Genomic DNA, 18987 nt, shown 5'->3' with positions numbered 1-18987 from the left:
CGCAGTGAGGTGTTTCACGTGAAACGAGGGCTGTCGCACCGACTCGGTGCGACGGCCCTCGGCGTATTCCTAGGCGCGTACGGCAGGATGTGCGGCATGCCCAGTGCAGAAACGACGCGCGCGAGCGTGCACGAGCCAGATCTGGTGCGGCCGACCAAGGAGGACCCGGTCGCCGCGACCGGCAGTGAACTGTTCGGTGGTCCTCTCGGGCGGCGCGCGCTGCTCGGGACGTCCTGGTGGACTCCCGTGCGGGTCATCGCGCTCGTCGCGATCGGCATGTTCGCCCTCGGCATGGTGCAGAAACTGCCCTGCTATGACGGCGCCTGGTTCTTCGGGGCCAGCTCGCAGTACACGCATGCCTGCTACTCGGACATCCCGCACCTCTACCAGGGGCGGGGCTTCGCCGACGGGCTGGTGCCGTACTTCGACAAGCTCGAAGGCGACATGGAGTACCTCGAATACCCGGTGCTGACCGGAGTGTTCATGGAGGTCGCCTCGTGGCTGACGCCGGGCAGCGGCAGCATCCAGGACCAGGAGCAGGTCTACTGGATGGTCAACGCCGGGATGCTGATGGCGTGCGCGGCCGTCATCGCCGTCTGCGTGACCCGCACCCACCGGCGGCGCCCCTGGGACGGACTGCTGGTCGCTCTGGCGCCTGCCTTCGCGCTGACCGCCACGATCAACTGGGACCTGCTGGCCGTCGCTCTGACGGCCGCCGCGATGCTGATGTGGGCGCGGAGCCGCCCCCTTGCCTTCGGAGTCCTGCTGGGGCTCGCCACGGCCGCCAAGCTCTATCCCGCGCTGCTGCTCGGGCCGCTGCTCGTACTGTGCTGGCGCGCGGGCAGGTGGCGGGAGTTCGGTATGGCGCTGCTCGGTGCCGCCGGCTCCTGGCTGGTCGTGAACCTTCCGGTCATGCTGCTCGCGCCCGAGGGCTGGTCGAAGTTCTACACGTTCAGCCAGGAACGTGGCGTCGACTTCGGCTCCTTCTGGCTGATCCTGTCCCAGCGCATGGAGACCCCGTTCGACACCGACACGGTCAACACCTTCGCCACGGTGCTGATGCTGATCTCCTGCGTGGGTGTCGCAGCCCTCGCGCTGACCGCTCCGCGCCGGCCGCGCTTCGCCCAGCTGGCGTTCCTGATCGTCGCGGCCTTCATCCTCACCAACAAGGTCTACTCGCCGCAGTACGTGCTGTGGCTGGTGCCCCTCGCCGTGCTGGCCCGCCCGAAGTGGCGGGACTTCCTGATCTGGCAGGCGTGCGAGGTGGCGTACTTCCTCGGCATCTGGATGTACCTCGCGTACACGACCAGCGGAGACGCCCACAAGGGACTGCCGCAAGAGGGGTACCAACTGGCCATCGCCGTACACCTGTTGGGGACGCTGTATCTGTGCGCGGTGATCGTGCGCGACATCTTCATGCCGGAGCGGGACGTGGTGCGCCGGTCCGGTGACGACGACCCGTCCGGTGGCGTGCTCGACGGGGCGCAGGACGTCTTCGTCCTGGGAGCGGCGGCCCACCCGCCGCGGCACGCGGCACACTTCGACGGTCCGTACGTGGAGTGGGGCACCGACGACGAACCGACGAAGCCGTGTTCGCCCTGAGCGAACAGGGCATGGGTGTGCCACGTAAAAGGCCGTACACGGAGTCCGTGTACGGCCTTTCGTCTGTGCGCGGGTCTTGGCGTCCCCCGCTGTCAGCGCTCGACGATGCGGTCGAACTGAGTGGTGGTGTGCCGCAGATGGGCCACCAGTTCCTCGCCGACCTTCGGCTCCGGGGCGTCCGAGGGCACGAAGAGGATCGAGACCTGCATGTGCGGGGGCTCCGCGAACCAGCGCTGCTTGGCGCCCCAGACGAAGGGTGAGAGGTTGCGGTTGACCGTGGCGAGGCCGGCCCTGGCGACGCCCTTGGCGCGCGGCATGACGCCGTGCAGGGCCTTCGGGGCCTCCAGACCCACTCCGTGTGACGTACCGCCCGCCACGACCACCAGCCAGCCGTCCGAGGCGACCTTCTGCTGGCGGTAACCGAAACGGTCACCCTTGGAGACGGGCGTGACGTCCAGCACGGCTCCGCGGTACTCGGTCGCCTCGTGATCCCCCAACCACAGCCGTGTGCCGATGCGGGCGCGGAAGCGTGTCTGCGGGAACTGCTGCTGCAGCCGGGCGAGTTCCTCGGCCTTGAGGTGGCTGACGAACATGGTGTGCAGCGGCAGCCGGGCCGCGCGCAGCCGGTCCATCCAGCCGATGACCTCCTCGACGGCGTCCGAGCCGTCGGTGCGGTCCAGGGGCAGGTGGATCGCGAAGCCCTCGAGGCGCACGTTCTCTATGGCGGCGTGGAGCTGGGGCAGGTCCTGCTCGCTCACACCGTGCCGCTTCATGGAGGACATGACCTCGATGACGACGCGGGCGCCCACGAGGCCGTAGACGCCGTCGACCGACGACACGGAGCGGATGACCCGGTCGGGCAGCGGTACGGGCTCCTCGCCCCGTCTGAACGGCGTCAGCACGAGCAGGTCGCCGCCGAACCAGTCCTTGATCCGCGCGGCCTCGTACGTCGTGCCCACGGCCAGGACGTCGGAGCCCATGCGAGTGGCCTCGTCCGCGAGCCGCTCGTGGCCGAAGCCGTAGCCGTTGCCCTTGCAGACCGGGACGAGCCCCGGGAACTGCTCGGACACGTGCTTGTGGTGCGCCCGCCAGCGTGCGGTGTCGACGTAGAGCGTGAGCGCCATGGCCGGACCTGGAACCTTTCTCGTGGCAGCGGTGTATCAGAGGTATGAAGGCGAATTCTGGTACGTCAGCGGCGCGACATGTAGATGTCGAGCGCCTTGTGGAGCAGTTTGTTGAGCGGGAAGTCCCACTCACCGAGGTATTCGGCGGCCTGCCCACCGGTGCCCACCTTGAACTGGATGAGGCCGAAGAGGTGATCGGTCTCGTCCAGCGAGTCGGAGATGCCGCGCAGGTCGTAGACGGTGGCGCCGAGCGCGTAGGCGTCGCGCAGCATCCGCCACTGCATCGCGTTCGAGGGCCGGACCTCACGTCCGATGTTGTCGGAGGCCCCGTAGGAGTACCAGACGTGCCCGCCGACGACCAGCATCGTCGCGGCGGACAGGTTCACGCCCTCGTGCCGGGCGAAGTACAGCCGCATGCGGTTGGGGTCCTCGGTGTTGAGAGCCGTCCACATGCGCTGGAAGTACGAGAGCGGTCGGGGCCGGAAGTGGTCGCGCAGCGCCGTGATCTCGTAGAGGCGCTGCCACTCCTCCAGGTCCTGGTAACCGCCCTGGACGACCTCGACGCCGGCCTTCTCGGCCTTCTTGATGTTGCGCCGCCAGAGCTGGTTGAAGCCCTTGTGGACGTCCTCCAGCGACCGGTTGGCCAACGGCACCTGGTAGACGTAGCGGGGCTGCACGTCGCCGAAGCCCGCCCCGCCGTCCTCGCCCTGCTGCCAGCCCATGCGCCGCAGCTTGTCGGCGACTTCGAAGGCGCGCGGCTCGATGAAGTCCGCCTCGATGTCGCGCAGGCGCTTCACGTCCGGGTCCTGGATGCCCTTCTTGATCGAAGCGGCCTCCCAGCGCCGGATGATCACCGGTGGGCCCATCTTCACGGAGAAGGCGCCCTGCTGCTTGAGGTGCGCGAGCATCGGATCCAGCCAGTCGGTCAGATTCGGCGCGAACCAGTTGATGACCGGGCCCTCGGGCAGATAGGCGAGGTAGCGCTTGATCTTGGGCAGCTGGCGGTACAGCACGAGACCCGCCCCGACGATCTCGCCGGACCTGTTGTCGAACCATCCGAGGCTCTCGGAGCGCCACTCTGCCTTGACGTCTGCCCAGGCCGGGACCTGCATGTGGCTAGCCGCGGGCAGACTCTGGATGTACGCCAGATGCTGCTCACGGCTGATGGTCCTCAGGGTCAGGCTCATTCGGGGCGCTCCTCGGGCTGGTGTGTCCCCATGGGTACAGGGGCTCCGGCTCTCGCGCCGAAGCCTACTGCGCCCTGCGAGCGCCTCGTCTGGCCGTATGGAACCTGCGCCCCGACCAATACGTGGCCGGGGCACCCGGAGGTGTTGCCCGGCCGCGGGGCCGGGGTTGGAAAGACCGTGGGCCGCCGGCTCCCGAGAGCCGGGGCGCCGGTCAGCCGATGACGCCGCCGAAGAGGCCGCCGTGCGCCATGCCGAGGAAGAATCCGACGCCGGAGGCACCGAGACCCAGGATCAGCCCGAAACGCTCCCGGGTCGTCACGGAGACGAACTGTCCGGCCGCCCCGGTCAGGATTCCCACCAGCCCCGTCCACGAGCTGAGCAGATGGAGGCTGTGGAACATCGCGCTGACGAAGGCCGTCACTCCTAGGACGAGTGTCACGGCGAGCAGGGTGTCCTGGAGCGGATGGGGCTTGTGGTCGGTGGCGAACAGGGAACCGACGGTCTTGGAGTTGGGTCGCAATGCCTGTGCCATGTGGAACCTCCTGCGGAAGGCGGCGCATCGTAGCGCCATACACACCCGATGTGTACAGATTGACGGTCTCGGGCCCCGGATTTCAACCGCAAGCCGGTGTGCAGGTAGTCTGTACCGTCTGCACCGGTGTCTGCCCAGGCCACGACACGATCCCCCCGCTCAGTTCGCTGATCGGTGGCCCGATTGTCAGTGGCGGCCGATAGCGTTGCGTACGCATCACAACCCTCCTGCCACGGAACGACCGTGGCCGTTGAGTCCAAAGGAGGTGGGTTCCACATGCGTCACTACGAAATGATGGTCATCCTCGACCCCGATCTCGAGGAGCGCGCTGTCGCCCCCCTGATCGAAAACTTCCTCTCCGTAGTCCGTGAGGGCAACGGAAAGGTCGAGAAGGTCGACACCTGGGGCCGTCGTCGTCTCTCGTACGAGATCAAGAAGAAGCCCGAGGGCATCTACTCGGTCATCGACCTGCAGGCCGAGCCTGCGGTCGTCAAGGAGCTCGACCGCCAGATGAACCTGAACGAGTCGGTCCTCCGGACCAAGGTCCTCCGTCCCGAGACCCACTGAACTTCCTAGTTCAGCGGCTCTTGGGATTCGAGTAGCAGCAAGCCCGCAGCAAAACCGCCGAGAGGTTCCCCCAATGGCAGGCGAGACCGTCATCACCGTCGTCGGAAACCTAACCGACGACCCCGAGCTGCGCTTCACCCCGTCCGGTGCGGCCGTCGCGAACTTCACGATCGCGTCGACGCCTCGAACGTTCGACCGCCAGACCAACGAGTGGAAGGACGGCGACGCGCTGTTCCTCCGCGCGTCGATCTGGCGTCAGGCCGCAGAGAACGTCGCCGAATCGCTGACGCGTGGTATGCGCGTCGTCGCTCAGGGACGACTGCGACAGCGTTCGTACGAGACCCAGCAGGGCGAGAAGCGGACGGTTGTGGAGCTCGAGGTTGACGAGATCGGCCCCTCGCTGCGCTATGCGACTGCCAAGGTCACCAAGACCCCCGGTGGTCGTGGCGGCCAGGGTGGCGGTGGCTTCGGCGGCGGCCAGCAGGGCGGCGGCGGTGGCGGTGGCGGCTGGGGCGGAGGCCCCGGCGGCGGTCAGCAGCAGGGCGGCGGCGGAGCTCCCGCCGAGGACCCCTGGGCGACCGGTGCTCCTGCAGGCGGCGGCCAGCAGGGCGGCGGCGGTGGCGGCTGGGGCGGAAGCTCCGGCGGTGCTGCCGGCGGCTCCGGCGGCGGCTACTCGGACGAGCCCCCCTTCTAGCCCAAGGGCTGAGGGTGGGCCGTACCCACACTTCTTGATCAAACAGGAGAAACACACATGGCGAAGCCGCCTGTGCGCAAGCCTAAGAAGAAGGTCTGCGCATTCTGCAAGGACAAGGTCACGTACGTGGACTACAAGGACACGAACATGCTGCGGAAGTTCATTTCCGACCGCGGCAAGATCCGTGCCCGCCGCGTGACCGGCAACTGCACGCAGCACCAGCGTGACGTCGCCACGGCTGTGAAGAACAGCCGTGAGATGGCGCTGCTGCCCTACACCTCCACCGCGCGATAAGGGAAGGGTGACCGAAACATGAAGATCATCCTCACCCACGAGGTCTCTGGCCTCGGCGCCGCGGGCGACGTCGTCGACGTCAAGGACGGCTACGCTCGCAACTACCTGATCCCGCGGAACTTCGCGATCCGTTGGACCAAGGGTGGCGAGAAGGACGTCGAGCAGATCCGTCGTGCTCGCAAGATCCACGAGATCCAGACCATCGAGCAGGCCAACGAGATCAAGGCCCGCCTCGAAGGTGTGAAGGTCCGTCTTGCCGTTCGCTCCGGCGACGCCGGTCGTCTCTTCGGTTCCGTCACCCCGGCTGACGTCGCCTCGGCGATCAAGGCTTCCGGTGGCCCCGACGTCGACAAGCGCCGCATCGAGCTGGGCTCGCCGATCAAGACGCTGGGCGCTCACGAGACGTCCGTGCGTCTGCACCCCGAGGTTGCCGCCAAGGTCAACATCGAGGTCGTCGCCGCGTAAGCGGTGCGCCAGCAGTACATGTGAGGGCCGCACCCCAAAGGTGCGGCCCTCACTGTTTTCCTGGGCTTCCGGGAACGGAGCACCTTCGGCGGGACTCACGGGCGGCGGGTGTTTCACGTGAAACAAAGCGAATCCGTCATCGAGAAACGGTGCGGAATGCTCGTTGTTTCACGTGAAACAGAGCGACCTCACGTACTTCCGCGACGCCGGAGCGGGTTTGCTCAGCGCGTGGCGCCTGTGACGATCCAACGCCCCGAGCGTGTGCGCAGCCACAGGGTCAGCATCCGTACGGTCATCATGAGGGTCATCGCCCCCCAGACCGCGGTCAGTCCGCCGCCGAATACGGGCACGAGCAGCGCCACCGGAGCGAAGACCGCCAGGGTGAGGATCATGGCCCATGCGAGATACAGGCCGTCCCCCGCGCCCATCAGCACGCCGTCCAGGACGAAGACGATCCCGCAGATCGGCTGTGAGAGCGCCACCATGAGCAGGGCGGGCAGCGCGGTGTCATGGACGACCGAGTCGCTGGTGAAGAGCGGCAGAAACAGCGGACGGCTGAGGATCACCAGCCCACCGAGCACGACGCCGACGGCGATGCCCCACTCCACCATGCGGCGGCAGGCCTCCCGGGCTCCCTTGGCGTCCCCGGCGCCGAGATAGCGGCCGATGATGGCCTGACCCGCGATGGCGATGGCGTCGAGGGCGAAGGCGAGCAGGCTCCACAGCGACAGGATGATCTGGTGCGCGGCGACATCGGCGTCTCCGAGGCGGGCGGCGACGGCGGTGGCGATCATCAGGATCGCGCGCAACGAGAGGGTGCGGACCAGCAACGGTGCGCCGGCCTGGGCGCAGGCACGTATCCCGGCGGCGTCGGGCCGTAGAGATGCCCCGTGCTTCCGTGCTCCGCGGATCACCACGAGGAGGTACACAGCGGCCATGCCGTACTGGGCCATGACGGTTCCCCAGGCGGAGCCTGCGATACCGAGGTCGGCGCCGTAGACGAGGCCTGCGTTGAGGGCACCGTTGGCAACGAAGCCCGCGATGGCGACGTAGAGGGGTGTCTTTGTGTCCTGCAGACCACGTAGGACACCGGTGGCCGCGAGGACGACGAGCATCGCGGGGATGCCGAGGGCCGAGATGCGCAGATAGGTGGTGGCGTAGGGGGCGGCGGTGTCAGAGGCACCGAAGAGTTCCACCAGAGCGGGCGCGGTGGGCAGGACGACGGCGATGACGGCGGCGCCGAGCAGCAGGGCCAGCCAGATGCCGTCCATGCCCTGGCGGATCGCGGCCTGGAGATCGCCCGCCCCGACCCGTCGGGCGACGGCGGCCGTGGTGGCGTATGCGAGGAAGACGAAGATGCTCACGGCTGTGACGAGGAGAGCCGAGGCGATACCGAGACCGGCGAGTTGTGCGGTGCCGAGATGTCCGACGATCGCGGTGTCGACCATGAGGAAAAGAGGCTCGGCTATGAGTGCGCCGAAGGCCGGAACGGCCAGCGCGACGATCTCTCGGTCGTGCCGACGCCGGGCGGCCTTGGGTGCCGCGGGAGCCTGTGTCATGCGCATCAATCTAATCTTCCACAGGTAAGAGATGCAAGTATCCAATGACCCTTACCTGCGATCTCGCGAGATGCGCTGTCGCGCGCCATTCGCATCGATCTTGATCCGGCCGGGAAAGTTTTTCTTCTGCACAGCCGGTGGACGGGATATCTGCAGGTCAGGGTGGTTGTGGAAATGATGCTGAGTGCTTGTTCACAGGCCTGTCCACCGGGTCGTGCACAGGTTTTGCCAGGTTCTCCACAGCATCGGGGCCGTCGTCCACATGGCCTGTGGATAACCAGATTGGCTGACGGTGCCCGCGGGCCTACCGTGGTGCGGCACCGGCTCGCTTCTCCGTCCTCGGAAACCTCACAAAACCGACGCGTCAGAACCGGAGTTGGGCATCTCATTTGTCAGTGTCGTGCCGTAGGAATGAGGGGCACGGCGAGGTCCGCTCGGCGGACGGGAGGAGGTGGCCCGGTGAGTATTTCCGAGCCCTTGGACGATCCGTGGGCCGACAGCGGTCCCAGCGATCGTCTGCCCGCCTCCCGCCAGCGCCGCGACGGTGGCCGGGGCAGAGACGACCAACATGACCGCGGTCCGGACAACGGAGCCTGGGACGGCGGAGGTTCGGCATTCGAGCGAGTGCCGCCGCAGGATCTGGACGCCGAGCAGTCCGTTCTCGGCGGCATGCTGCTCTCGAAGGACGCCATCGCCGACGTTGTCGAGGTGCTCAAGGGCCACGACTTCTACCGGCCGGCGCACGAGACCATCTACGGCTCGATCCTCGACCTCTATGCGAAGGGCGAGCCGGCCGACCCGATCACGGTCGCCGCCGAGCTCACCAAGCGCGGCGAGATCACCAAGGTCGGCGGCGCCTCGTATCTGCACACCCTGGTCCAGACGGTTCCGACGGCGGCGAACGCCGAGTACTACGCGGAGATCGTCCACGAGCGGGCGGTGCTGCGCCGCCTGGTCGAGGCCGGCACACGCATCACGCAGATGGGGTACGCGGCCGACGGCGATGTGGACGAGATCGTCAACAGCGCCCAGGCCGAGATCTACGCGGTCACCGAACAGCGCACCACCGAGGACTATCTGCCTCTCGGCGACATCATGGAGGGCGCGCTCGACGAGATCGAGGCGATCGGTTCGCGGTCGGGGGAGATGACCGGTGTGCCGACGGGCTTCACCGACCTCGACCAGCTCACCAACGGCCTGCACCCGGGCCAGATGATCATCATCGCCGCCCGTCCCGCCATGGGTAAGTCGACGCTGGCGCTGGACTTCGCACGGGCCTGCTCGATCAAGCACAACATGCCGAGCGTGATCTTCTCGCTCGAAATGGGCCGCAACGAGATCGCGATGCGTCTGCTGTCTGCCGAGGCACGTGTGGCCCTGCACCACATGCGTTCCGGGACGATGACCGACGAGGACTGGACCCGGCTCGCGCGCCGGATGCCGGACGTCTCGGCCGCTCCGCTCTACATCGACGACTCTCCGAACCTGTCGATGATGGAGATCCGCGCCAAGTGCCGTCGCCTCAAGCAGCGCGCCGATCTGAAGCTCGTGGTCATCGACTATCTGCAGCTGATGCAGTCGGGCGGCAAGCGGTCCGAGAGCCGACAGCAGGAGGTCTCCGACATGTCGCGAAACCTCAAGCTGCTTGCCAAGGAGCTTGAGCTGCCGGTGATCGCGCTGTCACAGCTGAACCGTGGTCCCGAGCAGCGCACGGACAAGAAGCCCATGGTCTCCGACCTGCGTGAATCCGGGTCGATCGAGCAGGACGCGGACATGGTGATCCTGCTCCACCGCGAGGACGCGTACGAGAAGGAGTCGCCGCGCGCCGGCGAGGCGGACATCATCGTGGGCAAGCACCGTAACGGCCCGACGGCCACGATCACGGTCGCCTTCCAGGGCCACTACTCCCGCTTCGTGGACATGGCACAGACCTGATCGTCGTCCTGTAGGCCTCGCGGCTGATGTCGTAATCTCACGCGCGCGTGGGTGCTGCTGCTCAGCGCCTCGTCTCGTACCTGGTCAGGATCACGCCGCAGGGAAGCGTCCGCGTCTCCACCAGGTTCAGGTTCACCCAGTTGTCCAGCGCGGTGAAGAACGGCGTGCCGCTGCCCACCAGGACTGGCGCGGTGGCCAGCACGTACTCGTCGATCAGCCCGGCCCGCATGGCCGCCCCGGCGAGCGTCGCGCCGCCGATGTCCATCGGGCCGCCGTCCTCGGCCTTGAGCCGGGTGATCTCGGCGACCGCGTCGCCGGTGACCAGGCGGGTGTTCCAGTCGACCTTGTCGATCGTCGAGGAGAACACCACCTTCGACATGCCCCGCCAGCGGCGCGCGAACTCGATCTCCGCCGGGGTGGCGTTGGGCTGCTGGTCGCCGGTCGGCCAGTGGGAGCTCATCGTCTGCCACAGCTTGCGCCCGTACAGCGTCAGGTCGGTCGCCGGCAACTGGTCGGACCAGAACTGGAACAGCTCGTCGCTCGGCACGCCCCAGCCGATGTCGTCGCCGGGCGCGGCGATGTAGCCGTCCAGGGACAGGTTCATGCCGTAGATCAGTTTCCGCATGGCGCCAGCCTTCCGTGAGTCGGTCTCACGCGTACAGACCGGCGCGGCGCGGGAAACTCATCGGCGGCGAGACCCTACATCGTCGTCCGTCCGGACAGCGGTGAGGGCGCAGCGGTCAGTCGCGTCGGTAACGGGCCCTGATGTGGAAGCGCTCGCCTTGAGGGCCGAGGATGCTCAGGAACTCCACCGGCCGCTCGTCGGCGTTGCCGAACCAGTGCGGGAGGTGGGTGTCGAATTCGGCGACCTCGCCCGTGGTGAGGACGAGGTCCTGGTCGGCGAGCACGAGGCGCAGTCGTCCGTTGAGGACGTACAGCCAGTGGTACCCCTCGTGCGAGCGCGGATCGGGTTCTCGGTCGGTCGGGCCCGCGGGGAGGATCTGTTTGAACGCCTGTAGACCGCCGGGTTTGCGGGTCAGCGGGATGACGGTCATGCCGTTGCGGGTGAACGGCTGCGGGTATACCCGGGGGTCGAGGCGGGCCGCGGCGCCGACGAGTTCGTCGAGCGGCATCCGATAGGCCTTGGCCAGGGGCAACAGCAGTTCCAGGCCCGGCTTGCGGTGCCCGGACTCAAGCCGGGACAGGGTGCTCACCGGAATACCGGTGGTCTCCGACAGCGCGGTCAGGGTGGCCCCGCTGCGGCGCCGCAACTCGCGCAGCCGCGGCCCGACCGCGGCCAGCACGGTGTTGAACTCGTCGCTCATGCGCTCACTGTGCCCACGGCTTTGCAGTTCTCGCAAAGAACTTTGTCGGTTCGTCATGGGCGGGGACAGGTTGATGGCAGGCCACGGGCGACCGGCGCCATGGCATCCGACCCACTAGGCGAGGCACGGACGATGGACGCACAGTTCTGGGACGAGATGTATCGCAGCCGCGACCAGGTCTTCAGCGGCGACCCCAACGGAGTGCTTGTCACCGAGGTCACCGACCTGCCGCCGGGGCAGGCGCTCGACGTCGGATGCGGTGAAGGTGCCGACGCCCTCTGGCTGGCCCGACACGGCTGGCAGGTCACCGCGGTCGACGTCTCGGTGACCGCCCTGCAGCGCGCCGCCACCGCTGCCGCGGACGTCGCGGGCCGTGTGGTCTGGACGCGGGCCGACCTGAACGTCACGCCACCCCCGGCCGACGCGTTCGACCTGGTGTCCGTCCAGTACTTCCCGCTCGCCCTCCAGCCGGATCACACCGCGCTGCGCGGTCTGCTCAACGCCGTCGCACCCGGCGGCACCCTGCTCTTCGCCAGCCACGACCTCGCCGACCTGTCCCCACGTCCGGAGCAGGGTTTCGACCCCGGCGACTACTACCAACCCGACGACATCGCCGAACTCCTCGACCGCGACTGGACTGTCCTGATCAACGAAACCCGCCCGCGAACCGCTCCCGCACCGGTTGGCACCCACCACACCCACGACACCGTCCTGCGCGCGCAGCGCTTGCGGTGACGGAGGCCGTGAGATCCCGCGGCGGGCGCACGAGATCCTGCGTCGCGCTCAAATGCGCTCGACGCGGGACGCCGCGGCAGATGGACTTGGGCCATGACGACACCTGTGGAAGAACTGCTTCCCGCCACGCGCCGGGCCCTGCTGCACCGAATCGCCACCGCTCAGGCCGAAGGACGGGCGCCGTCGCTGGTGGCGGCGGTCGTCAGGGGTGGAGAGGCGGTGTGGCACGGTTCCCGCACCTCGGTGCACGGGCACGGGCCGGACGAGAACGTGCAGTACAGGATCGGTTCGATCACCAAGACGTTCACCGCCGTCCTGGTGCTGCGGCTACGCGACGAAGGGGCCCTGGACCTGGGGGATCCGCTGGAGAAGCATCTTCCGGGCACCGGCGCGGGGGAGGCGACGATCGCCGAACTCCTCGCCCACACAAGCGGATTGGCGGCCGAATCGCCCTCCCCCTGGTGGGAGCGCACCCCTGGATCGCTGCGTCCCGAGATCGCCGACGTGCTGGGCGAACAGCCGCACCGGCATCCCGTCGGACGGCGCTTCCACTACTCGAACCCCGGCTATACGTTGCTGGGCGCGCTGGTGGAGGAGCTGAGGGGCGTCCCGTGGGAGGAGGCCCTACGGAACGAGGTGCTCGAACCGCTGGGGCTGAACCGCACGGGTGCGGAGCCTCAAGCACCGCACGCCGGCGGCTGGGCCGTGCATCCCTGGGCGGACGTGATGCTGCCGGAGCCCATCGAGGACCTGGGCCGGATGGCACCGGCGGGTCAACTCTGGTCGACCACGGGCGACTTGGCCCGCTTCTCGGCCTTCCTGGCCAAGGGCGACGACCGGGTTCTGAGCGCCGAGTCCGTACAGGAGATGCGCACGCCCGCCGCGCCGGCCGAAGCCGATGAGGTGGCGGCCGGCAGCGCGTACGGCCTCGGTATGCAGGTCCAGTACCGGGACGGTCGGATGCTGGTGGGGCACTCCGGTTCTCTCCCCGGCTTTCTCGCCGGTCTCATGATCAGCGTCGAGGACGACCTGGCCGCCGTCGTGCTCGCCAACTGCACCTCCGGTCCGCCGGTGTTCACGGTCGCCGCCGATCTCGTACGTATCGTCGCCGAGGCCGAGCCTCGGATCCCCGAGCCGTGGCGGCCGCTGCCCGAGGCCGACCATTCCGTGCTGGAGTTGGCGGGGCCCTGGTACTGGGGAACGCATGCCTTCGCGCTGCGCCTTACGGACGACGGAGGTGTCTCGCTCGGGCCGCTGTCCGGCAACGGCCGGCGTTCGCGTTTCCGGGCCAACGGAGACGGAACCTGGACGGGACTCGACGGCTACTACGCGGGCGAGGCCCTGAGTGCCGTACAGCGCCCTGACGGGTCGGTCAGCCACTTGGACCTCGGGTCGTTCGTGTTCACGCGGCAGCCGTACGAGGAGGGGGCTTCCGTGCCGGGTGGTGTGGATCCTGAGGGGTGGCGCGGGATCCGTTAGTCGCCCTGTGATGGATGGGCTGCATGGGAGGGGCGTGATGTTTCACGTGAAACAGGGCGCCCCTCGCCGCCCGCGGACCTGTGCACCGACTCGACGGCCGGGATCCGCCCACCTCAGAGCTGCAGTTTGAACCCGACGTGGGATGCCGTGAAGCCGAGCCGTTCGTAGAACCGGTGAGCGTCGGTGCGACTGACGTCGGAGGTCAGCTGCACCAACTGGCAGCCCTCGCTCCGGGAACGGTCGACCGCCCACTCGATGAAGCGGGTGCCCAGGCCGCTGCCGCGCTCGTCGGCATGGACGCGTACGCCTTCGATGATCGAGCGGGTCGCACCCTTGCGGGACAGTCCCGGAATGATCGTGAGTTGGAGCGTGCCTACGACGCGGCCCTCGCGCACGGCGACGACCAGATGCTGGTTCGGATCGTCGCTCAGGCGTTCCAGGGCGGCCAGATAAGGGCTCAGGTCGTCCAGTGACTCGCGCTGCGCCCCCAGAGGGTCGTCGGCGAGCATCGCGACGATGGCAGGGATGTCGTCCGGGACGGCCGGTCGTATCTCAAGATCTCCCATGGCAGCACCCTACGCAGGCGTGCCCCGAGACTGACGCGTCCCAGCGGGCAGCGCAGTCGCACTCGCTACGCGGGCGTCGGCACGCTCGCCGACTCGACGACGCGGACCAGCGGAGCCAGCTCGGGATTCATGGCCGCCGCGTCGAGTGCCTCGCGCAGGGCGGCGTCGTTGGTGGGCCGGGCTTCGTCGAGGAGCTTGAGGCCCGCCTCGCTGACGTTCGTGTAGATGCCACGGCGGTCGGTCGGGCACAGGTAGCGCGAGAGCAGCCCGCGGTCCTCCAGGCGGGTCACCAGCCGCGTGGTGGCGCTCTGGCTGAGGACGACCGCGTCGGCGACCTGCTTCATCTGGAGATGGCCGCCGTCACCGTCGTGCTGACGGCTGAGGACGTCGAGGAGCGAGTACTCGCGCACGCTCAGGTCGTGCTTGGTCTGCAGGGCCCGTTCGATGTGCGCCTCGATCCTCCCGTGCAGCAGGGAGAGGGCGCACCAGCCCTGGGCGAGGGCGGTGAGCGCGGGGTCCGTCGCTGTCATGGCGTTCTCCTCCGTACCGGAGCGGCTGAGACCAGGATAGAGCACCGCCGCAATAGTCCGCGCTTGCATTTAGTCGGCGTCTGCAAGTATTGTCAACGCACGTAAAGCGCTCCTGCAATCGTCTGGGAAGGGTCTCCCCCATGCCTCTCGCGCTTCTTGCCCTCGCGATCGGGGCCTTCGGAATCGGAACCACCGAGTTCGTGATCATGGGCTTGCTGCCCGAGGTCGCCGGTGACTTCGGTGTCTCCATCCCCACCGCGGGCTTCCTCGTGACCGGCTACGCGCTCGGCGTCATGTTCGGTGCGCCCCTCATGACCGTCCTCGGCACCAAGGTGTCCCGCAAGCGGATGCTGATGCTCCTGATGGGGCTCTTCATCGTCGGCAACCTGCTTTCCGCCGTCGCTCCCAACTTCTCCGTGATGCTGATCGGCCGCGTGGTCGCCTCACTCGCGCACGGTGCCTTCTTCGGCATCGGTGCCGTCGTCGCCGCAGACCTCGTCGCGCCCGACAAGAAGGCCGGCGCCATCTCGATGATGTTCACGGGCCTCACTGTCGCCAACGTCGTCGGCGTACCGCTGGGGACCCTCATCGGCCAGTCGGCCGGCTGGCGTGTGACGTTCACGATCGTCGCGGCCCTGGGTGTCCTCGGCCTGGCGGGCATCGCCAGGCTCGTCCCCGACATGCCCAGGCCGGAAGGCGTGCGCCTGCGCCACGAGCTGGCCGCGTTCAAGAACGTCCAGGTGCTGCTCGCGATGGCGATGACCGTGCTCGGCTTCGGCGGAGTCTTCGCGGCGATCACCTACATCGCGCCGATGATGACGCACGTGGGTGGCTTCGCCGACGGCTCCGTCACCTGGCTGCTCGTCCTCTTCGGCCTCGGCATGGTCGGCGGCAACCTCGTCGGCGGCAAGTTCGCGGACCGCGCCCTGATGCCGATGCTGTACGTCTCCCTGGGCGCCCTCGCGGTCGTACTCGCCCTCTTCACGCTCACCGCGCACAACAAGATCGCGGCGGCCGTGACCATCGCGCTGATCGGTGCCCTCGGGTTCGCCACCGTGCCGCCGCTCCAGAAGCGGGTGCTCGACCAGGCGCACGGCGCCCCGACGCTCGCCTCCGCCGTGAACATCGGCGCCTTCAACCTCGGCAACGCCCTCTCCGCCTGGCTCGGCGGCCTCGTCATCGCGGCCGGCCTCGGCTACACCGCCCCCAACTGGGTCGGCGCCGTCCTCGCCGCCGCAGCCCTCGTGCTCGCCGTCCTCTCGGCCGCTCTGGAGCGCCGGACCGACGCCGCCAACACCGGCGACGGTCTGGTCGTCACCGGGGCAGCGTCGACGGAGTCCGCGCAGCAGAAGGCCGCTGTTCACCACTGACCCGATGCCTGGGCGGTCGTATCCGCCCTGGTGTGGTCGGCCACCGGGCCAGGGCTGTCCCGGTGGCCGACCGAAGCCCGAGCAAGCCTTCACCTGCGCCTCAGCAGACCGCTATCCCCACACGCCACCACCCGGCGAAACCGCCACCCCCACACAGCACCACTCATCAAGGAGAACAAGCTCATGAGCACCACCGTCACCCCGCTGACCATTCAGGACGCCGAGGCTCTCGTCACGGCCGCCCGCCGCGCCGCGGAAGCCGCCGATGTGACGGTCAGCGTCACCGTCCTCGACGCGGGCGGCCACCTGCTCGCCTTCCGGCGCGACGACCGGGCCGTGCTGATCTCCGGTGAGACCAGCACCCGCAAGGCCTACACGGCACTGCAGCTGGACACCCCCACCGCCGACCTCGTCGACGCCGTGCAGCCGGGTGGCCTCTTCCACACCCTGCCCACCGCCCTCGACCGTCCGCTGCTCTTCATCGCGGGCGGTGTCCCGGTCCACCGCGACGGCCGTCTGATCGGCGCGATCGGAGTCGGCGGCGGCGCGCCGGAGCAGGACCACGGCTTCGCCACCGCCGCGCTGAAGACGCTCGCCTAGGAGTGTTCCTGAGCGCCGTAGCGCCAGGAAACGCAGAAACGCCCGTCCCGGATGGGGCGGGGTTTCTGTTGGCCGCCGGCTCTCGACCGCCCAGCCGGCAACCGCGGAGCTCTCAGCCGCCGAGCTCTCAGATGTCGGACGAGCTCACCCTCGGCCCGTCGGCCCGTCAGCCCGCCGCCACCGTGAGCGGAGCGAACCGCCGCGTCCAGTCGCCCGGCAACTCCGCGTTGCCGTACGTCATGACTGCGTTGAAACTCAGGGAGGCGAGCCCGCGTTCCTTCACCCACGCCAGCAACTCCTCGTGCCGTACGTCGATGTCGGTGCGCAAAGGCCCGTCTACGTGGGCGGCCAGTGAGGCGATGAGCGCCTTGGCCGTCTCGGTGTCCCGGGCGATCAGCGGACCCACGACATGGTTGTCCAGGTTGGGCCAGGCGGCCGCGTAGCCGATGACCCGGCCGTCCTCCTCGGCGACACGCAGCTGGTCGGCGAAGGCGGGCAGGCGCGTGATCATGTGCGTGCGGTCGGTACCGAAGACCTCTTCGTCGAGCCGGAGGATCGCGGTGAGGTCCTCGGCGGTGGCCGCACGCGTGGCGACCTCGGACTCAGGGCCGCCCGGGACGAAGTGGCCGCGGACCATCTCGACGCGTCCGGTGGTCTTGAACCCCAGCTCCTCGTAGAGAGGGCGCCCGTACGGCGTCGCGTGCAGTGTCACCGGTGTGGTGCCCAGCTCGGCGACGACGTGCCGCATCAGCCTGCGTCCGACGCCCTGGCGGGCGTGCCGCTCGGCGACCAGCACCATGCCGATCGCGGCCAGGGCGGGGCGGTCCTGGGGTCCGTACGAGGTCACGACGCAGGCGGTGACGAGGCCCCCGTCGGGGTCGTCGATGCCGTAACCCGTGCCGGCCGTGAGCAGGAGGCCCCACTTGTGTTCCTCGCGGGGCCAGCCGCGGTTCTCGGACAGATCGGCGCAGGCGGAGAGATCGCGTGGGGTCAGACGGCGGATGGGCTGGAAGGCGGGGAAAGGAGTCGACACGCAGGTCAGGCTGTCTGAGATGCCCGCTCGGCGTCCACCGGTTTCCGGGCAGCCGCACTGATCTTTTGCCCGCGCGGCTTCTGCGCGGCTGACTTCTGCTCACGCAGCCTCCGTCCACGCCGGGTCAGTCCCCAGGGCTTGAGGACCGAGATCACTGTCATGAAGAGATAGGCGGACAGCGAGACGATCGGCCCGAACAGCACGTCACCGGCGTCAGGCAGCGGACCACCTGCAGCAACAGCCGTGACGGCGGAACCGACCCCAGGGCGCAGTGCGAAGACCGTGGCGGTGGTCGTGGCCAGGGTCAGCCAGAACTTGATGTAGACCCAGCGGTGCCTCGCCAGTCCCCACGGCGTGCCCAGGGACAGCACCAGACCACTCACGAGTGTGAGGAACGCGAGAGGGAGCAGGAGCCAGTCGGCGAACAGCTTCATGGCGCGGACGGAGGCCTCCACGGTTACCGCGGACCCTGTGGTGGTCGCGGTGATCCCCAGAGCGAGCAGCCCGAGCGTGAGCCCGAGCCAGCCAGCGGAGGCGGCTACATGGACGACGAGGGTGGCCCGGCGTGCGGGGCGGCTTGGTTTCACGTGAAACACCGTGCCGGGCGGGAGCGGAGAGTACGTCTGCCGGCGGGAGTAACTCCACGTACTAGCCTCGGCGTACATGGCGAGACTTCATCTCTTCGATCTGGACGGGACCTTGCTGCACGGCACCTCGGCGCCCGTGGAGATCTCCCGGCAGCTCGGCCTGGAAGCCGAGACCGTGGCACTCGACGAGGCGATCGGAGCGGGGCTCATAGGCCCGCCGGAGTACGCGACGCAGGTACACGCCCTCTGGAGAGATCTCACCGAGGCGCATGTGGCGACCGCTTTCGCGAGTGCGCCGTGGCTGGAGGGCATCCAGGACGTCTGGGCGGAGATCAGGGGGAGCGGCGACTACTGCGCCGTTGTCTCGCTCTCACCCTCCTTCTTCGTCGAGCGGCTGACGGGCTGGGGCGCGCATGCGGCGTACGGATCACGCTTTCCCGCAGTGCCGTTCACCGAGCCGGTGGATCCCGTCGGGATCCTGAGCGCGGCGGCCAAGGTACGGATCGCGGACCGGCTCTGCGCGGAGTTCGGGGTGACGAGGGCCGACTGCGTCGCGTACGGCGACTCGATGTCGGACAGGGACCTGTTCGGGGTGGTTCCGGTATCCGTCGCCGTCAATGCGGATCTGCATCTGGAAGGTCTCGCCACCCACTCCTACGTGGGGCGGGATCTGCGGGATGCCTATGAATTGGTGCGCCCTGCCCGGTAATTGAAGGAATCGACGGTCCGGTCCCCCTTCCATTACCGACGTGGGGAAGAGGGGACTTGTGTGCCGGACGGCGGCCGGTATGGTCGACTCCGGT

At 68.3% G+C, this 18987-nt stretch carries 21 protein-coding genes; 11 read left to right on the top strand and 10 right to left on the bottom strand.

The features are described 5' to 3' along the window. Nucleotides 1-87 precede the first annotated feature (87 nt). On the top strand, nt 88-1602 hold the full coding sequence (locus tag ACZ5VQ_RS11750; protein WP_469105009.1) for a glycosyltransferase family 87 protein: 1515 nt from the start codon (nt 88-90) through the stop codon (nt 1600-1602). Between the two features lie 92 nt (nt 1603-1694). Here the strand turns inward: ACZ5VQ_RS11750 and ACZ5VQ_RS11745 are convergent, their stop codons facing one another. The 3 genes from ACZ5VQ_RS11745 to ACZ5VQ_RS11735 all read right to left on the bottom strand — a co-directional run bounded on the left by ACZ5VQ_RS11745 (nt 1695) and on the right by ACZ5VQ_RS11735 (nt 4445). Then, on the bottom strand, nt 1695-2726 hold the full coding sequence (locus tag ACZ5VQ_RS11745; protein ID WP_200397045.1) for an alanine racemase: 1032 nt from the start codon (nt 2724-2726) through the stop codon (nt 1695-1697). Between the two features lie 65 nt (nt 2727-2791). Further along, nucleotides 2792-3913 carry a peptidoglycan bridge formation glycyltransferase FemX gene (femX, locus tag ACZ5VQ_RS11740; RefSeq protein WP_469104740.1) on the bottom strand — a complete coding sequence of 374 codons (1122 nt, stop codon included), beginning with the start codon at nt 3911-3913 and terminating at the stop codon, nt 2792-2794. 211 nt (nt 3914-4124) lie between these two features. Then, complete coding sequence (locus tag ACZ5VQ_RS11735; RefSeq protein WP_469104739.1) at nt 4125-4445, bottom strand: hypothetical protein; 321 nt, start codon at nt 4443-4445, stop codon at nt 4125-4127. Nucleotides 4446-4721: 276 nt separating this feature from the next. Here ACZ5VQ_RS11735 and rpsF point away from each other — a divergent pair, with 276 nt between their 5' ends. From rpsF to rplI, 4 genes are all read left to right on the top strand, one after another. Continuing rightward, entirely contained in the window at nt 4722-5012 is a 291-nt protein-coding gene (rpsF, locus tag ACZ5VQ_RS11730; RefSeq protein WP_055610618.1) for a 30S ribosomal protein S6, read from the top strand. A gap of 73 nt (nt 5013-5085) precedes the next feature. Then, nucleotides 5086-5706 (top strand): single-stranded DNA-binding protein, encoded by a 621-nt coding sequence (locus ACZ5VQ_RS11725; protein ID WP_362071318.1) that lies wholly within the window; start codon nt 5086-5088, stop codon nt 5704-5706. A 57-nt stretch (nt 5707-5763) separates the two neighbouring features. Next, nucleotides 5764-6000 (top strand): 30S ribosomal protein S18, encoded by a 237-nt coding sequence (gene rpsR / locus ACZ5VQ_RS11720; protein WP_003949403.1) that lies wholly within the window; start codon nt 5764-5766, stop codon nt 5998-6000. A gap of 18 nt (nt 6001-6018) precedes the next feature. Beyond that, nucleotides 6019-6465, top strand: a complete 447-nt coding sequence (gene rplI / locus ACZ5VQ_RS11715) for a 50S ribosomal protein L9 (protein ID WP_055610620.1) — start codon at nt 6019-6021, stop codon at nt 6463-6465. Between the two features lie 221 nt (nt 6466-6686). Here the strand turns inward: rplI and ACZ5VQ_RS11710 are convergent, their stop codons facing one another. Beyond that, nucleotides 6687-8024, bottom strand: a complete 1338-nt coding sequence (locus ACZ5VQ_RS11710) for an MATE family efflux transporter (protein WP_469104738.1) — start codon at nt 8022-8024, stop codon at nt 6687-6689. A 459-nt stretch (nt 8025-8483) separates the two neighbouring features. Between ACZ5VQ_RS11710 and dnaB the strand changes: the two genes are divergently transcribed. Further along, nucleotides 8484-9959: a replicative DNA helicase gene (dnaB, locus tag ACZ5VQ_RS11705; protein WP_269647072.1), complete on the top strand. Its 1476-nt coding sequence runs from the start codon at nt 8484-8486 to the stop codon at nt 9957-9959. A 61-nt stretch (nt 9960-10020) separates the two neighbouring features. Here dnaB and ACZ5VQ_RS11700 read toward each other — a convergent pair whose 3' ends face one another. Further along, entirely contained in the window at nt 10021-10584 is a 564-nt protein-coding gene (locus ACZ5VQ_RS11700) for a dihydrofolate reductase family protein (RefSeq protein WP_469104737.1), read from the bottom strand. 115 nt (nt 10585-10699) lie between these two features. Next, nucleotides 10700-11284 (bottom strand): helix-turn-helix domain-containing protein, encoded by a 585-nt coding sequence (locus tag ACZ5VQ_RS11695; RefSeq protein WP_469104736.1) that lies wholly within the window; start codon nt 11282-11284, stop codon nt 10700-10702. 132 nt (nt 11285-11416) lie between these two features. On the opposite strand from ACZ5VQ_RS11695, the gene ACZ5VQ_RS11690 reads away from it, so the two are divergent. Then, the gene (locus tag ACZ5VQ_RS11690) at nt 11417-12019 is read left to right on the top strand and encodes a class I SAM-dependent methyltransferase (RefSeq protein ID WP_469104735.1); all 603 of its coding nucleotides are present in this window, start codon (nt 11417-11419) and stop codon (nt 12017-12019) included. A gap of 93 nt (nt 12020-12112) precedes the next feature. Next, nucleotides 12113-13498, top strand: a complete 1386-nt coding sequence (locus ACZ5VQ_RS11685) for a serine hydrolase domain-containing protein (RefSeq protein WP_469104734.1) — start codon at nt 12113-12115, stop codon at nt 13496-13498. Between the two features lie 113 nt (nt 13499-13611). On the opposite strand, the gene ACZ5VQ_RS11680 is transcribed toward ACZ5VQ_RS11685, so the two are convergent. After that, nucleotides 13612-14064, bottom strand: a complete 453-nt coding sequence (locus ACZ5VQ_RS11680; RefSeq protein WP_469104733.1) for a GNAT family N-acetyltransferase — start codon at nt 14062-14064, stop codon at nt 13612-13614. 65 nt (nt 14065-14129) lie between these two features. After that, nucleotides 14130-14594, bottom strand: coding sequence for a MarR family winged helix-turn-helix transcriptional regulator (locus ACZ5VQ_RS11675; protein WP_362071305.1), 465 nt, complete (start codon nt 14592-14594; stop codon nt 14130-14132). A gap of 140 nt (nt 14595-14734) precedes the next feature. Between ACZ5VQ_RS11675 and ACZ5VQ_RS11670 the strand changes: the two genes are divergently transcribed. Both ACZ5VQ_RS11670 and ACZ5VQ_RS11665 read left to right on the top strand, forming a co-directional pair. Next, on the top strand, nt 14735-15964 hold the full coding sequence (locus tag ACZ5VQ_RS11670; RefSeq protein ID WP_469104732.1) for an MFS transporter: 1230 nt from the start codon (nt 14735-14737) through the stop codon (nt 15962-15964). A gap of 183 nt (nt 15965-16147) precedes the next feature. After that, nucleotides 16148-16564 carry a GlcG/HbpS family heme-binding protein gene (locus ACZ5VQ_RS11665; protein WP_362071301.1) on the top strand — a complete coding sequence of 139 codons (417 nt, stop codon included), beginning with the start codon at nt 16148-16150 and terminating at the stop codon, nt 16562-16564. A gap of 166 nt (nt 16565-16730) precedes the next feature. Here ACZ5VQ_RS11665 and ACZ5VQ_RS11660 read toward each other — a convergent pair whose 3' ends face one another. Both ACZ5VQ_RS11660 and ACZ5VQ_RS11655 read right to left on the bottom strand, forming a co-directional pair. Further along, nucleotides 16731-17597 carry a GNAT family N-acetyltransferase gene (locus ACZ5VQ_RS11660; RefSeq protein ID WP_469104731.1) on the bottom strand — a complete coding sequence of 289 codons (867 nt, stop codon included), beginning with the start codon at nt 17595-17597 and terminating at the stop codon, nt 16731-16733. Between the two features lie 5 nt (nt 17598-17602). Then, nucleotides 17603-18184, bottom strand: coding sequence for a DUF2269 domain-containing protein (locus tag ACZ5VQ_RS11655; protein WP_469104730.1), 582 nt, complete (start codon nt 18182-18184; stop codon nt 17603-17605). Between the two features lie 76 nt (nt 18185-18260). Between ACZ5VQ_RS11655 and ACZ5VQ_RS11650 the strand changes: the two genes are divergently transcribed. Beyond that, nucleotides 18261-18893 carry an HAD family hydrolase gene (locus tag ACZ5VQ_RS11650; RefSeq protein ID WP_469104729.1) on the top strand — a complete coding sequence of 211 codons (633 nt, stop codon included), beginning with the start codon at nt 18261-18263 and terminating at the stop codon, nt 18891-18893. Nucleotides 18894-18987 lie beyond the last annotated feature (94 nt).

This window comes from Streptomyces sp. NPDC033178 (assembly GCF_055577685.1).
This window is presented reverse-complemented; position numbering and strand designations above follow the sequence as displayed.

Coding starts and splice junctions, on each gene's coding strand:
- ACZ5VQ_RS11670 (WP_469104732.1), top strand. CDS start 14,735: ATGCCTCTCGCGCTTCTTGCCCTCGCGATCGGGGCCTTCGGAATCGGA.
- rpsR (WP_003949403.1), top strand. CDS start 5,764: ATGGCGAAGCCGCCTGTGCGCAAGCCTAAGAAGAAGGTCTGCGCATTC.
- ACZ5VQ_RS11725 (WP_362071318.1), top strand. CDS start 5,086: ATGGCAGGCGAGACCGTCATCACCGTCGTCGGAAACCTAACCGACGAC.
- ACZ5VQ_RS11710 (WP_469104738.1), bottom strand. CDS start 8,024: ATGACACAGGCTCCCGCGGCACCCAAGGCCGCCCGGCGTCGGCACGAC.
- rplI (WP_055610620.1), top strand. CDS start 6,019: ATGAAGATCATCCTCACCCACGAGGTCTCTGGCCTCGGCGCCGCGGGC.
- ACZ5VQ_RS11685 (WP_469104734.1), top strand. CDS start 12,113: ATGACGACACCTGTGGAAGAACTGCTTCCCGCCACGCGCCGGGCCCTG.
- rpsF (WP_055610618.1), top strand. CDS start 4,722: ATGCGTCACTACGAAATGATGGTCATCCTCGACCCCGATCTCGAGGAG.
- ACZ5VQ_RS11735 (WP_469104739.1), bottom strand. CDS start 4,445: ATGGCACAGGCATTGCGACCCAACTCCAAGACCGTCGGTTCCCTGTTC.
- ACZ5VQ_RS11650 (WP_469104729.1), top strand. CDS start 18,261: ATGGCGAGACTTCATCTCTTCGATCTGGACGGGACCTTGCTGCACGGC.
- ACZ5VQ_RS11665 (WP_362071301.1), top strand. CDS start 16,148: ATGAGCACCACCGTCACCCCGCTGACCATTCAGGACGCCGAGGCTCTC.
- ACZ5VQ_RS11680 (WP_469104733.1), bottom strand. CDS start 14,064: ATGGGAGATCTTGAGATACGACCGGCCGTCCCGGACGACATCCCTGCC.
- ACZ5VQ_RS11675 (WP_362071305.1), bottom strand. CDS start 14,594: ATGACAGCGACGGACCCCGCGCTCACCGCCCTCGCCCAGGGCTGGTGC.
- femX (WP_469104740.1), bottom strand. CDS start 3,913: ATGAGCCTGACCCTGAGGACCATCAGCCGTGAGCAGCATCTGGCGTAC.
- ACZ5VQ_RS11745 (WP_200397045.1), bottom strand. CDS start 2,726: ATGGCGCTCACGCTCTACGTCGACACCGCACGCTGGCGGGCGCACCAC.
- ACZ5VQ_RS11695 (WP_469104736.1), bottom strand. CDS start 11,284: ATGAGCGACGAGTTCAACACCGTGCTGGCCGCGGTCGGGCCGCGGCTG.
- ACZ5VQ_RS11750 (WP_469105009.1), top strand. CDS start 88: ATGTGCGGCATGCCCAGTGCAGAAACGACGCGCGCGAGCGTGCACGAG.
- ACZ5VQ_RS11700 (WP_469104737.1), bottom strand. CDS start 10,584: ATGCGGAAACTGATCTACGGCATGAACCTGTCCCTGGACGGCTACATC.
- ACZ5VQ_RS11690 (WP_469104735.1), top strand. CDS start 11,417: ATGGACGCACAGTTCTGGGACGAGATGTATCGCAGCCGCGACCAGGTC.